Raw genomic sequence first — 13322 nt, forward strand, 5'->3', positions numbered from 1 at the left:
CCGAACAGGCCGAGCGCGGATCGGCAGGGAGTCGCAATGAGCACGGAATCCAGATGGGGTGGCAGCGGGCTGTTGAGCAGCGGCTGGCTGGCGGCGGTGCTGCTGGCGGCCGGCGCCTTCGTGCTGCGCGAGCCGCTGCTGCAGAGCACGCGGCCGGCCGCCAACGAGCCGCGCATCGAGCAGCGCTTCGCGGCCCAGGATGTCGACGCACGGCTGTGGCAGGACCCGCTGGGTGCAGTGATGCGCGCCCGCGAAGAGCGTGTGCGCAAGCTCGGTCGGGCCGAGCAGCAGGCGCTGGAGCGCCAGCAGCAAGGCCTGGCCGCCTTCCAGCAAGAGATCGCCGCCCGCCTGCCGGCGGGCGACCCGGCCGGCCGCATCATCGTGCTGGCGGCGATGGTCTCGGGTGGCCCCTATGCCGAGTCGGTCGAGAGCCGGCGGCGCATGCGCTATGCGGTGCTGGCGGCGCTCAATGCGGCCGACTACGCGCCGGCCGACACCGAGCATCTGGGCTACTTCCTGCCGCAGAGCCAGCCGCCCCGCACGCTGCCCGAGGCCGTGCCCTACGAATGGTTCAAGCCACTGCCGGGCCGTCAGCCCGTGGCCCACCCGGTGCTGGTGCTGTGGCTGGACAACGGCCCGTTTTACGACCGGCCCTTCGACAAATGGCGCGAGTTGCTCCGGCAGCTCGAGCCCGAGTCATCGCAGCCGTCACGGCTGCTGTGGCGCGCGCTCGGACCGATGGGCTCGGACGGCCTGCACGCGATGATCAGGGACAGCGAGCGTCAGGACTTCGACCTCGATCACTTCAAGGGCTGGGACCTGCGCTTTTACTCGCTGGCCGCAACGGTCTCGGACGCCAAGCTGCTGGAGGACACCTGGCGCGCGCGCAACGAGAGCCTGAGCGACTATTTCCAGCGCAAGGGCATCACGCTGCTGCGCACCATCGGTGACGACAAATCGCTGGCCGCCAGCCTGGTGAACGAGCTGGGGCTGCGCGGGCTGAAAGTGCGCGCCAGCCCCGAGCCGGGCGGCAATGGCCAGGCCCGGCAGGAGCGCTACCGCGAGATGTGCCGTGTCGGGACCCAGCGCGCCGACTCGCCGCACCAGATCGCCATCGTCGCCGAATGGGACACCTTGTACGGTCGCAGCCTGCGGCGCGAGTTCCGCATCGCCGAGGACGACGACAAGGGTTTCTGCGTCAACCGCTTCCACTACGTCCGCGGCCTCGACGGCCAGATGCCCGAACACGGCAGCGCGCCATCGGCGAGCGGCGGCGCGAAGGACGGCAGCACCGCCAAGGATGCCGAGCGGCGCAGCGACGGCAGCTTCATCGAGCGCGCCGAGGGCCAGAGCCAGTACGACTATCTGCGCCGGCTGGCGGCGCGGCTGCGCGAACGCGACCGTGAGCTGCGCGCCGGCAGCGTCGACGGCGCCGGTCTGCGCGCCATCGGCGTGCTGGGCAACGATGTGCACGACAAGCTGCTGGTGCTGCAGGCGCTGCGCGCGGACTTCCCGCACGCGCTGTTCTTCACCACCGATCTGGACGCGCGCTTTCTGCATCCGCGCGAGCAGCCCTGGACGCGCAATCTGATCGTGGCGTCCAATTTCGGCCTGCGCCTGACGGACGGGCTGCAGGCCGGCACACCGCCGTTTCGCGACAACTACCAGACCTCGGCCTTTTTCTCGACCCGGCTGGCGCTCGACGACCAGACGGGCGCCGGCCGCGTCGGCCCGCAGCAGCTGGCGCGCTGGCTGGGCCAGCCCCGCATCTTCGAGATCGGGCGCAGCATGGCCTTCGACTTCAGCGCGCCGGCGCAGGCCGGCAACGACGAACGCCGCGCCTGCCGCGGCAGCCAGCTCGCCACCTGCGCCGACATCCACCCGCCGGGCTCGCCGCGCTACCCCCATATCTCGCCGCTGGTGCTCTCGCTGCTGGCCGGCGTGCTGGTGCTGCTGGTCTGGCTGCCGCCGCTGGCGCTGAACCGTGCCCTGCAGCGCCGGCTGCGGCGCTTCGCCATCCATCGTGGCGGCCCATGGCCGGCCTGGCTGCGTCAGGCCGTGCTGGCCCTGCTGCTGATGCTGCTGCAACTGGTGCTGCCGGTCGTGCTGGCGCATCAATGGCCGGGCTTCGCCGATTGGCTGACCCGGGACGGCAAACCGATCAGCTTCAGCGAGGGCATCAGCCTGTGGCCTACCGAAGCCATCCATCTGCTGACCCTGCTGCTGTGCCTGTACCTGGTGTTCCGGGGCTGGACCGCGCTGACGCGCAATCTGGACCGGCTCAGCCTGACCCTGCATCTGGGCCAGACCCGGCGCCGGCTGGTGGCCGAGCAGGCGCGCGAGGACGCGCGGCTGAGCCTGCGCTGCCGGCTGGCCCATGTGTTCACGCTGCGCGGACCCAGCGAGTCGGACAGCAGTCATCCGGCCGCGCTGCGGGCCGGGCGGATGACCGCCGGCCGGCTGGCGCTGTGGCGCCACTTCATCGTGCAGAACCGCACCGGCTCGCGCTTTCTGCGCAGCCTGGCCTGCACGGTGCTGGTGCTGGCCGTCGGCCTCGCGCTGCACACCGGCCTGGCCGAGCCTTCGGGCGCGCCGCAGCGCGGGCCGGTCTCCAGCTCGGTCCATCTGCTGCTGGCGATTGCCGCCATCGTGCTGATGAACTTCCTGGTCTTCTATGTCGCCGATGCCACGCTGATCTGCCTGCGCTTCGTGCGCGAGCTGCGACCGGGCCGCGCCAACTGGCCGGACCGCGCCATCCAGTTCTTCGGCCGCCAGATGGGCATCGCCAAGCCCGAGGTGGTCGATCATTGGATCAATCTGCAGTTCATCGCCCAGCGCACGCGCTGCGTGACCGGGCTGATCTACTACCCCTTCATCGTGCTGTCGCTGCTGCTGCTGTCGCGCAGCCAGTTCTTCGACAACTGGCAGATGCCGACGATGGCCCTCGCGATGGCCTTGTTCGATATCGGCGTCGTGCTGCTCAGCGCGATCTGCCTGCGCCGCGCGGCCGAGAAGGCGCGGCGCCAGGCCCTGACGGCCGTCGGCGACTGGCTGCTGCAGGCCCATGCGCCCGATGCCCAGGCGCTGCCGGCGCCGCGCCAGCTGGAGCTGCTGCGCGAGCGCATCAAGACGCTCGATGAAGGCGCCTTCGCGCCGTTCTCGCAGCAGCCGCTGCTGAAGGCCGTGCTGCTGCCCTTCGCAACGCTGGGCGGCTCCAGCTTGCTGGACTTCCTCGCGATGGCGAATATCTAGGGCCCGGACCTCAGCCCTTCGAGGCCAGCCGCAGCCGCGCCTCCAGCTCCTTGGTCGCGGTGATGTCGACAAAGGTGATCACCGCGCCGTCGATGACGTTGTCGAGCCGACGGTAGGGCATGATGCGCACCGAGAACCAGCGCTGCTCGCTGCTCAGGATCTGCTTCTCGGAGAACACCAGGGTGCGCAGCGTCTCGTGCGCGTCCTCGTGCAGATCGGGGTACTGCAGGCTGGTGGTCAGGTCGCTGAGCGGCCGGCCGATATCGCTGTCGCGCAGATTGATCAGCTTGGACGCCCGCTCGGTGAAGCGCCGCACGTTCAGGCCCTGGTCCAGGAACAGCATCGCGATATCGGTGCTGTTGAGCAGATTCCTCATATCGCTCTGCGCCAGCGCCAGATCGTCGAGCTTGGTCTGCATCTCGGCATTGACGGTCTGCAGCTCCTCGTTCATCGACTGCATCTCCTCCTTCGAGGTGGTCAGCTCCTCGTTGGCCGACTGCAGCTCTTCGTTGGTGGACTGCAGTTCCTCGTTGGCCGACTGCAGCTCCTCCTTCGTCGCCCGCGCCTCCTCGCGCAGCGCCTGGATCTCGTCGCGGCATTGCTGCAGCTCGGCCGAGGCATCCGGGGCGGCCGGGGTCTTGCGCCGGCCGCGGCCGGCCGGCGGCGCGGCGACATCGCGGAACACAATCATCACCATGCCCTGCAGCACCCCGGGCTCGCGCACCGCCTGCACGGTCACATCGACCGTCTGAACGCCGGGCGCGGTCGGCAGTTGCAGGCCGCGCAGCAGCACCGGCTCGTCCTGCAGCGCCACCTGGCGCAGCGCCTCGCTGACCGGCCCGCGCAGGCCCTCGCGCACCATCGCATGGAAGTTCCAGTTGGCCTTGCCGGCAGCCGGTTCCAGATACTTGCCGGTGCGGCCGCTGATGTAGACGATGTCGCCGGCCGGGTTCACCACCACGGCTGGCGGCGCATGCTGCTGCAGCAGCAGATGGTCGGCCGCCATCTGAAGGCTCTCGGGATGGTCAGGGCCCGCAGCGGGGGATTGGCTTGAGCGCACGGCGGACTCCTGGCTGAGCTTGGACAGAGGGGGGAAGGAGGTCATCATGAATTCGCTGCCGGCAAGGGCATGGTCCTGGCGCAGGTACAGACGCAGCTTGGAGTCGATCGCACCGAACAGATGGGTGAAGCGCCCTACCGTCTCGGAGCTGCCCAGCAGCAGCACGCCACCCGGCCGCAGGCTGTAGTGGAACAGCGGCAGCAGGCGCCGCTGCAGCGCCGCGTCGAAGTAGATCATCAGATTGCGGCAGCACAGCAGGTCGAGCTTGGTGAACGGCGGGTCCAGCAGCACATCATGCTGCGCGAACAGCACGCTGTCGCGGATGCTCTTGCCGATGCGGTAGCCGCCCTCATGCGCGGTGAAGAAGCGCGCCAGCCGCTGCGGCGAGAGCTGCTCGCGCAGCGTGGCCGGGTACTGGCCCCGGCGCGCGCTGCCGATCGCGTCCGGGCTCAGGTCCGACGCGAAGATCTGCAGGCTGCAGCCGCGGTGCTGCGGCAGGCGCTGCACGACTTCGGCAAACACCATGGCCAGCGAGTAGGCCTCCTCGCCGGTCGAGCAGCCGACCACCCAGGCGCGCAGCTGGGTCTGGCCGGCGCGGCGCGCCAGCAGCTCCGGCAGCGTCTGCTCGGCCAGCTGCTGCCAGACCGGGCCATCGCGGAAGAAGTGGGTCACCCCGATCAGCAGCTCCTTGAACAGCAGCTCCACCTCCTGCGGGTTCTCGGCCAGGAAGTCTGCATAGCCGGACAGGCTCGTCAGCGCGTGGATGGCCATGCGCCGCTCGATACGGCGGTGCAGGGTGCTGGGCTTGTAGAGCGAGAAGTCATGCCGGGTGTGCTGGCGCAGCAGGCCGAAGATGCGCGGCAGATCGCCGGGCTGGGCGGCCGGCGCCGGCTCGCGCGCCAGCCACGACAAGATGCGACCCGGCAGCTCCTGCGGCGGCGCCACCAGCGCGACACAGCCGGCGGCGATTGCGCTTTTGGGCATCGCATCGAACTGCGCGGTCTCGGGCGTCTGCGCGGCACCCAGCCCGCCCACCGCATGCACGGCCTGCAGCCCCAGCGTGCCGTCGGCCCCCATGCCCGACAGCACCACCGCGATGGCACGGCGCCCCTGCTCGCGGGCCAGCGAGGAGAACAGCACATCGATAGGCAAACGCAGGCCGCGCGGCTCCGAGGGCGGGGCCAGCTGCAGCCGGCCGGCCACCACGCTCAGCTCGGTGTTGGGGCCGATCACATAGACGCTGTCGGGCGCGATGCGCTGCTGCGCCTCGGCCTGGCGCACCGGCAAGGCCGTCACCCGCTGCAGCAGCTCGGGCAGCAAGGCCTTCTGGGTCGGATCGAGATGCTGGACCACGATATAGGCCAGGCCGCTGCGCGCCGGCACCTGGGCCAGGAACTGCTCCAGCGCCACCAGCCCGCCGGCCGACGCACCCAGGCCGACGATGCGGGGGCAAGCGGGCTGGGGCGTGGTGTCCGGTGGACTCATCAGGGTGCAGTCAGGGCAGGCAGGAGGGCGCGCCGAGTATCCCCCGGCGCCCGCTGCCTCAGAGCGGCGGCAGCAGGCGCTCGCACTCTCGCCGCAGCACCCGGTAGCACTCGCAGGCCCGCGCCTCCAGGCCCAGGCGGTCCAGCACGGTGATATGGCCGCGGCTGCCCTCGATCAGACCCAGCTCGCGCAGATGGCCGGTGGCCTCGCTGACGCCCTCGCGGCGCACGCCCAGCAATCCGGCAATGGTTTCGTGGGTGATCACCATCTCATTGCCGCTCAGGCGGTCCAGGCTCAGCAGAAGCCAGCGGCACAGCTGCTGCTCCAGCCCGTGGCGCCGGTTGCACACCGCCGTCTGCGCCATCTGCGTGATCAGGGCCTGGGTCGAGCGCAGCAGCAGCTGGGTCAGCGCGCCGCCGCGATGGAACTCCGCCAGCAGCGGCACCGCCTTGATGCGCCAGGCCTGGCCGGCGCATTGCACAAAGGCCCGGCCCGGCATGCTGCCGCCGCCCATGAACAGCGCAACGCCGACCACCCCCTCGTTGCCCACGACCGCGATCTGCGTCGCCGCCCCGTTCTCGGTCGGGCACAGCAGGCTGACCACGGCACTGACCGGGAAGTACAGATATTTCAGATCCAGGCCGGGCTCCTGAATCACCTGGCCATAGCGCAGCAGCACCGGCTCCAGATCGGGCCGCAGGCCTTGCTGCTCGGTCTCGCTGAGTGCCTCCAGCAATCGGTTGACCGGCGCCTCGGGCGCGGAGGTTTGTGAGGATTCCGGCAGCGGGCGGGAGAGTGCATGTCCCATCGTGGGTCGGCCTGCCGGCCGCTCAGGCGCGCGGCACAGCTGCGAGCAGGGGCGGCGCACGCAGGCCGGCAGCGTCCATCAGGGCCTGCAGCGCATCGCCGCGCTGTTCGGCGCGGCGCAGGGTCTCGCCGAGCTCCAGCAACTGCTGCTCCATCTGCTCATGCTGCAGATCCAGCTCCACCTGATGCACCTGCAACTCGTGCAGCAGCTTCAGCGCATCGGCCGCGCTGGCCGGATCGCTGGCCAGGCGGTGCAGCAGGCTCAGCGCCTGCGCACTGCTGCTCCAGCCCAGGGTCTTGGGTGCCTGGCCGCCTTGCAGGCGTGCCTCGGCATGCTGGCGCAACTCTGAAAGCTTGCTCGGGTCAACGGCATGCATGGACATTTCGTCCTCCCTGGGATTGCGTCGCACGAGAGCGCTGATAGTAAGCCCAAAGACCGCTCAAACCGCCGGGCCGCCCAGCTGCGCCTTCAGATACTTCAGAAAGGCCTGGGCCGCATGCGAGAGCGTGCGGCCCATCAAGGTCTGCACGACGATATTGCGCAGGTCCAGGCCGCGGTCGCGCAGGCGCACGCAGGCCAGCTCGCCGCGGTCGACCTGGTAGCGGATCGAGATCTCGCCCGAGATCGTCACGCCCTCCTCCTGGTGGCGCAGAAAGCCGAACAGGCTGCCGATGTAGTTGCTGGTCAGGACAGGCGCGACACTCAGGCGCTGGCGGCTGCAGGCGATGTCGAAGAGCTGGCGCACCGTGGTGTCCTGCTCGGGTAGCGCGATCGGATAGGCCAGCAGCTGGGACAGGCCGAGCTGCTTGAAGCGCGTCAGCGGATGGCCGGCGCGCATCACCGCCAGCACCGGCGAGGGCTGCGAATGTTCGACCTTCAGGTCCTTCTCGGCGCTGCGGCTCATCGTGATGCCGATGTCGGCATCACCCTGCAGCACGCGGCGCGTCGCCTCGGCCGGCGGATCGACCGAGAGATGGAACTGGATGCCCGGATGCTGGCGCGAGAAGTCGGCGATCAGGCGCGGCATGAACTCCATCGAGAAGCCCTCGGTCGAGGCCAGATGCACGCGGCCGCGCTGCATGCCCTTGAGCGCCTGGATGTCGTGCACCGCGCGCTCGGCGTCGTGGGCCGACTTCAGCGCGTGCACGGCCAGCACCTCGCCGGCCGCGCTGGGCACCATGCCGCGCGCATGGCGGTCGAACAGGCTGGCGCCCAGCAGATCCTCCAGCTGGGCGATATGGCGGCTGATCGAGGAGCCGGCGACGTTCAGGCGCTGCGAGGCCTCGCTGATCGATCCGCAGCGGACCACCTCAAGAAAGTAGCGCAGTGCGGTGTCCTGCAGCTGGCGGGCAAGGAGGGGATTGTTGGACATCAGGGTTAACGCTTGCCTTGCCTTTTAGGCATCGCAGGCCTCGAAATTTGGAAATGGCGCAAAGCTCGCGCCGCCCGCATTCTTGCCGACATCGCGATGTTTTTCGCCCGGACTGACGAAGGAATCGACCGCCATGCGCCTGACTGCTATCGCCGCCCTCCTCATGTGTTCGTCGCTTGCTGCCCACGCCGGCAAGGCCAACGACACCCTGGTCTACGCCTCGGACAACGAGGTCGAGAACGTCAGCCCGTATCACAACAATATGCGCGAGGGCGTGATCCTGGCGAATATGGCCTGGGACACGCTGATCCATCGCGACACCAAGACCGGCGAGTACAAGCCGCAGCTGGCCACCGCCTGGAAATGGGAATCGCCGACCGCGCTGCTGCTGACCCTGCGGCCCGGCGTCAGCTTCCACAACGGCGACAAGTTCTCGGCCGACGATGTGGTGTTCACCTTCAACACCGTGACCGGCCCTGACGCGAAGATCTCGACGCGCCAGAACACCGACTGGATCAAGGACGTGGTCAAGCTCAGCGAGACCCAGGTGCGCATCAAGCTGAAGACACCCTTCCCGGCCGCGCTCGAATACCTGGCAGGGCCGACCCCGATCTATCCGGCCGCCTACTTCAAGAAGGTCGGCCTGGAAGGCTTCAGCAAGGCGCCCGTCGGTACCGGCCCCTACAAGATCACCGCGGTGACACCAGGCCAGGGTGTGACCATGGTCAAGAACAGCGGCTACTTCAAGGACAGCCCGCTGGGCCAGCCGCAGATCGGCACGGTCAAGTTCGTCGTGATCCGCGACCCGGAGGCGCGCGCCGCCCAGCTGATGACCGGTGCGGTTGACTGGATCTGGCGCGTGCCGGCCGACCAGGCCGAGTCCTTCAAGGTCATGCCCAAGATGAGCGTGCTCAGCGGCGAGACCATGCGGGTGGGCTTCCTGTCCATCAACAACAATGGCACGACACCGGAGAGCGCGCCCTTCAAGGACCCGCGCGTGCGCCAGGCGCTGAACCATGCGATCAACCGCAAGGGCATGGCCGACAACCTGGTGCGCGGCGGCAGCCAGCCGGTCTACGCGCCCTGCTTCCGCACCCAGTTCGGCTGCGACACCAGCAGCGTCGTCAAGTACGACTACAACCCCGCCAAGGCCAAGGCCTTGCTGGCCGAGGCCGGCTATGCCAACGGCTTCGACACCGACCTCTGGGCCTACCGCGAGCGCGACTATGCCGAGGCCATCATCGGCGACCTGCGCAAGGTCGGCATCCGCGCGCGCCTGCACTTCGTCCAGTACCCGGCGCTGCGCACCGAGCTGCGCTCGGGCCGGGCACCGCTGAGCTTCCAGGCCTGGGGCTCGTTCTCGATCAACGACGCCTCGGCCTTCGTCGGCAACTACTTCAAGGGTGGCCCCGACGACACCGCCAAGGATCCGCAGACCATCGCGCTGCTGCAGACCGCCGACGCCACCGTCGACAAGGCCGAGCGCAAGAGCAAGTACGCCAAGGCGCTGCAGCGCATCTCCACCGAGGCCTTCTGGGCGCCGATGTTTTCGTATTCGACCAACTACGCCTTCACGTCCGACCTCAAGTTCGAGGCCCAGCCGGACGAGCTGCCCCGCTTCTTCAAGGCGAGCTGGAAGTAAAGAGCCACCAAGCCGGGAGTGCTGCCATGCTGATCTACATCCTGCGCCGGCTGCTGGTGGCCTGCAGCGTGATGCTGACGGTCGCCGTGCTCAGCTTCATGCTGCTGCACCTGTCGGGCGACCTGGCCACCGCGATCGCCGGGGCCGAGTCGACCTCGGCCGACATCGAGAAGATACGCGTGCAGTACGGCCTGGACCGGCCGATCACGACGCAGTTCTTCGACTGGCTGGGCGCGGCGGCGCGGCTGGACTTCGGCCGCTCCTTCTATTTCCAGAACACCGTGATGGAGCTGATCGGCGAGCGCCTGCCGATCACGCTGAAGCTCGGCGCGGTGGCCCTGCTGCTGGCCGTCGCGGTGGCGATCCCGCTGGGCGTGCTGGCCGCGATCTACCGCGACAGCTGGGTCGACCGCCTCGCGCTGATGATCGCCGTCGTCGGCCAGGCCATGCCGAACTTCTGGTTCGCGCTGACCCTGATCCTGATCTTCGCGGTGGGCCTGCAATGGCTGCCGGTCGCCGGCAACGAGAGCTGGCTGCATTTTGTGCTGCCGGCCATCGCGCTGGGCTATTACGCGATGCCTTCGCTGATGCGACTGACGCGCGCCGGCATGCTGGACGTGCTGGGCTCGGACTACATCCGCACCGCCCGCGCCAAGGGCCTGAGCCCGGCCCGCGTGATCTTCAAGCACGCGCTGCGCAACGCCATCATCCCGGTGGTGGCGCTGGCTGCGGTGGAACTGGGCTTCATGCTGGGCGGCTCGGTGGTGATCGAGTCGGTCTACTCGCTGCAGGGTCTGGGCCAACTGGCCTGGGACTCGATCGCGCGAAACGACTATCCGGTCGTGCAGGCGGTCGTGCTGATCATCGCCAGCTTCTATATCGCGCTGACCTTCCTCGCCGACGTGCTGAACGCCGCGCTCGACCCGCGCATGCGCACCAAGGAGTAAGCCGTCATGAGCTCCACCACACAAGCCCTCCCCACGCCCCTGACGAAACCGGCGCTGCCGCGCTGGCTGCGCCGCATCTTCGGCCATCACGGCCTGACCCTGGGCAGCCTGATACTCGGCGCCATCGCCCTGGCCGCGCTGTTCGCGCCCTGGATCGCGCCGCATGACCCCTTCGCGCAGGACATCAGCCAGCGCCTGATCCCGCCGGTCTGGCATGAGCGCGGGACCTGGGAGCACATGCTGGGCACCGACAAGCTGGGCCGCGACTATCTGAGCCGCTTGCTGTACGGCGCGCGCGTCTCGCTGCTGATCGGCCTGTCGGCCGCGCTGATCTCCGGCCTGATCGGCACGACCATGGGCCTGCTGGCCGGCTATTTCGGCGGCAAGGTCGACGCGGTGGTCAGCTACATGATCACGACGCGGCTGGCGATGCCGGTGGTGCTGGTGGCGCTGGCGATGAGTTCGCTGGTGGGCGGCTCGCTGAAGGTCGTGATCGTGCTATTGGGCCTGCTGCTGTGGGACCGCTTCGCCATCGTCACCCGCTCGGCCACCCAGCAGCTGCGCGACGCCGAGTTCATCGCCGCGGCCAAGGCCCTGGGCGCGTCGACACCCTACATCCTGCTGCGCGAGCTGCTGCCCAATCTGATGAGCGCGCTGACGGTGGTCACCACGCTGGAGATGGCCCACGCCATCCTGCTGGAATCGACGCTGTCCTTCCTGGGCCTGGGCGTGCAGCCGCCGACGCCCTCCTGGGGCCTGATGGTGGCCGAGGGCAAGGCCTATATGTTCTTCCAGCCCTGGGTCATCGTGATCCCGGGCCTGGTGCTGGCGCTGCTGGTGCTGGCGATCAATCTGGTCGGCGACGGCATCCGGGACATCACGGCCCCCGATGGCCGCAACTGAGGAGCGAGCGATGAGCGACGACGTTCTGTTGGACGTGAAGAATCTGCGCGTCGACCTGCCCACCGAGCGCGGCCTGCTGCACGCGGTGCGCGGCATCGACTTCCAGGTGCGGCGCGGCGAGATGCTGTGCCTGGTCGGCGAATCGGGCTGCGGCAAGTCCATGACCTCGCTGGCGCTGATGGGGCTGCTGCCGCGCAAGGCGCAGCGCAGCGCCGATCACATCCGCTTCGCCGGTCAGGACCTGCAAGGGCTCAAGGAGCGCGAGATGGCGCGGCTGCGCGGCGAGCGCATCGCGATGATCTTCCAGGAGCCGATGACCTCGCTGAACCCTTCGTACACCTTGGGCGACCAGCTCTGCGAAGCGCTGCGCGCGCACCGCAAGGTCAGCGCTGCCCAGGCCAGCGAGCGCGCGGTCTATCTGCTGGAGCGCGCCGGCGTGCCGCAGGCGGCCGAGCGTCTGGGCCAGTATCCGCACCAGCTCTCCGGCGGCCTGCGCCAGCGCGTGATGATCGCGATGGCGCTGATGTGCGAGCCCGAGCTGATCATTGCCGACGAGCCGACCACGGCGCTGGACGTGACCATACAGGCCCAGATCCTGCGGTTGATACGCGAGCTGCAGCAGGAGTTCGGCACCGCGGTGGTCTTCATCACCCATGACCTGGGCGTGGTCGCGCGCATCGCCGACCGGGTCGCGGTGATGTATGCCGGCCAGATCGTCGAGACCGCACCGGTGGCCGAGCTGTTCGCCCGGCCGACCCATCCCTACACCCGCGGCCTGCTGGGCTGCATCCCGGTGCGCGGCAAGACGCTGCCGGGCAGCCGGCTGCAATCGATACCCGGCGTCGTGCCCAGCCTGATCGGCCCGGTCGAGGGCTGCGCCTTCGCGAACCGCTGCCCGCAGGTGCAGGCCCTGTGCCAGCAAACGCCGCTGAATGTGCCGCTCAATGAGCGACACGCTGTGCGCTGCGTGTCGGCCCGCCCCGATCTCGCCCTGATTGCGGAGGCCGCATGATCGAAGCGAATGACATCGCGCTGGAACTCTGCGCGCTGAGCCGGCGCTTCAAACTCAAGCGCGGCCTGTTCCGCGCGCCGGGCGTGATCACCGCGGTGGACAACATCTCGCTGCGCATCCGTCGCGGCGAGACGCTGGGCCTGGTCGGTGAATCGGGCTGCGGCAAGAGCACGCTGGCCAAGATCCTGCTGGGCCTGCTCAAGCCCAGCGCGGGCAATGTGCTGGTCGACGGCAAGGAGGTCAATCCGCGCGAGCGCCGTGCGCTGGCCCGCCGCATCCAGCCCATCTTCCAGGACCCCTATTCGTCGCTGAACCCGCGCCGCACCGTGGCCGACAGCGTCGGCGTGCCGCTGCGCCTGCACCGGGTCGGCACGGCCGCCGAGCAGCAGGCCAGCGTCAAGAAGATGCTGGATCTGGTCGGCCTGCCCGAGCGCACACATGGCCAGTACCCGAGCCAGCTCTCCGGTGGCCAGCGCCAGCGGGTGGCCATTGCGCGCGCCCTGGTGCTGCGGCCCGATATCCTGATCTGCGACGAGCCGACCTCGGCACTGGACGTCTCCGTCCAGGCCCAGATCCTGAACCTGTTGATGGACCTGAAGGCCGAGTTCGGTCTGACCTATCTCTTCATCAGCCATGACCTGGGCGTCGTCGAGCATCTGGTCGACCGCGTGGCCGTGATGTACAAAGGCCAGATCGTCGAGCTCGGCCCCCGCGAACAGATCTTTGACCGCCCTGCCCATGCCTACACCCGCATGCTGCTGGCCTCGGCGCTGACGCCCGAGCCAGGCCTGGGCATCCCCGATATCGACCGCGTCGCGGTCGTCTGAATTTTCTGAAGGAG

Annotated in this window: 10 protein-coding genes; 6 read left to right on the plus strand and 4 right to left on the minus strand. The window is 68.9% G+C overall.

Going from position 1 to position 13322, the window contains the following annotated elements; genetic code table 11:
- Window positions 1–36 precede the first annotated feature (36 nt).
- Window positions 37–3252, plus strand: coding sequence for a hypothetical protein (locus tag O5M90_RS08475; RefSeq protein ID WP_269840122.1), 3216 nt, complete (start codon window positions 37–39; stop codon window positions 3250–3252).
- 10 nt (window positions 3253–3262) lie between these two features.
- Here O5M90_RS08475 and O5M90_RS08480 read toward each other — a convergent pair whose 3' ends face one another.
- From O5M90_RS08480 to O5M90_RS08495, 4 genes are read right to left on the minus strand one after another with little or no spacing between them, the layout of a single operon-like run.
- Window positions 3263–5797 (minus strand): chemotaxis protein CheB, encoded by a 2535-nt coding sequence (locus tag O5M90_RS08480; RefSeq protein ID WP_440401961.1) that lies wholly within the window; start codon window positions 5795–5797, stop codon window positions 3263–3265.
- A gap of 58 nt (window positions 5798–5855) precedes the next feature.
- Window positions 5856–6605 (minus strand): Crp/Fnr family transcriptional regulator, encoded by a 750-nt coding sequence (locus O5M90_RS08485; RefSeq protein WP_269838888.1) that lies wholly within the window; start codon window positions 6603–6605, stop codon window positions 5856–5858.
- Between the two features lie 22 nt (window positions 6606–6627).
- The gene (locus O5M90_RS08490) at window positions 6628–6987 is read right to left on the minus strand and encodes a hypothetical protein (protein ID WP_137945163.1); all 360 of its coding nucleotides are present in this window, start codon (window positions 6985–6987) and stop codon (window positions 6628–6630) included.
- Between the two features lie 57 nt (window positions 6988–7044).
- The gene (locus O5M90_RS08495) at window positions 7045–7977 is read right to left on the minus strand and encodes a LysR family transcriptional regulator (RefSeq protein ID WP_137945162.1); all 933 of its coding nucleotides are present in this window, start codon (window positions 7975–7977) and stop codon (window positions 7045–7047) included.
- Window positions 7978–8140: 163 nt separating this feature from the next.
- On the opposite strand from O5M90_RS08495, the gene O5M90_RS08500 reads away from it, so the two are divergent.
- From O5M90_RS08500 to O5M90_RS08520, 5 genes are read left to right on the plus strand one after another with little or no spacing between them, the layout of a single operon-like run.
- A complete protein-coding gene (locus O5M90_RS08500; RefSeq protein ID WP_269838887.1) occupies window positions 8141–9619 on the plus strand; it encodes an ABC transporter substrate-binding protein in 1479 nt (492 codons plus the stop codon).
- Between the two features lie 26 nt (window positions 9620–9645).
- Window positions 9646–10566, plus strand: coding sequence for an ABC transporter permease (locus O5M90_RS08505; protein WP_137945160.1), 921 nt, complete (start codon window positions 9646–9648; stop codon window positions 10564–10566).
- 6 nt (window positions 10567–10572) lie between these two features.
- Window positions 10573–11469: an ABC transporter permease gene (locus O5M90_RS08510; RefSeq protein ID WP_269838886.1), complete on the plus strand. Its 897-nt coding sequence runs from the start codon at window positions 10573–10575 to the stop codon at window positions 11467–11469.
- Window positions 11470–11479: 10 nt separating this feature from the next.
- Window positions 11480–12481, plus strand: a complete 1002-nt coding sequence (locus O5M90_RS08515; RefSeq protein WP_269838885.1) for an ABC transporter ATP-binding protein — start codon at window positions 11480–11482, stop codon at window positions 12479–12481.
- Window positions 12478–13308, plus strand: coding sequence for an ATP-binding cassette domain-containing protein (locus tag O5M90_RS08520; RefSeq protein WP_269838884.1), 831 nt, complete (start codon window positions 12478–12480; stop codon window positions 13306–13308). Before O5M90_RS08515 ends, O5M90_RS08520 begins: the two co-directional genes overlap by 4 nt.
- Window positions 13309–13322 lie beyond the last annotated feature (14 nt).

This window comes from Paucibacter sp. M5-1 (assembly GCF_027498415.2).
Classification (GTDB): domain Bacteria; phylum Pseudomonadota; class Gammaproteobacteria; order Burkholderiales; family Burkholderiaceae_C; genus Roseateles_E.

Excerpts from the sequence above, each read along its gene's own strand:
- O5M90_RS08475 (WP_269840122.1), top strand. The coding sequence starts at position 37 with ATGAGCACGGAATCCAGATGGGGTGGCAGCGGGCTGTTGAGCAGCGGC.
- O5M90_RS08480 (WP_440401961.1), bottom strand. The coding sequence starts at position 5,797 with ATGAGTCCACCGGACACCACGCCCCAGCCCGCTTGCCCCCGCATCGTC.
- O5M90_RS08485 (WP_269838888.1), bottom strand. The coding sequence starts at position 6,605 with ATGGGACATGCACTCTCCCGCCCGCTGCCGGAATCCTCACAAACCTCC.
- O5M90_RS08490 (WP_137945163.1), bottom strand. The coding sequence starts at position 6,987 with ATGTCCATGCATGCCGTTGACCCGAGCAAGCTTTCAGAGTTGCGCCAG.
- O5M90_RS08495 (WP_137945162.1), bottom strand. The coding sequence starts at position 7,977 with ATGTCCAACAATCCCCTCCTTGCCCGCCAGCTGCAGGACACCGCACTG.
- O5M90_RS08500 (WP_269838887.1), top strand. The coding sequence starts at position 8,141 with ATGTGTTCGTCGCTTGCTGCCCACGCCGGCAAGGCCAACGACACCCTG.
- O5M90_RS08505 (WP_137945160.1), top strand. The coding sequence starts at position 9,646 with ATGCTGATCTACATCCTGCGCCGGCTGCTGGTGGCCTGCAGCGTGATG.
- O5M90_RS08510 (WP_269838886.1), top strand. The coding sequence starts at position 10,573 with ATGAGCTCCACCACACAAGCCCTCCCCACGCCCCTGACGAAACCGGCG.
- O5M90_RS08515 (WP_269838885.1), top strand. The coding sequence starts at position 11,480 with ATGAGCGACGACGTTCTGTTGGACGTGAAGAATCTGCGCGTCGACCTG.
- O5M90_RS08520 (WP_269838884.1), top strand. The coding sequence starts at position 12,478 with ATGATCGAAGCGAATGACATCGCGCTGGAACTCTGCGCGCTGAGCCGG.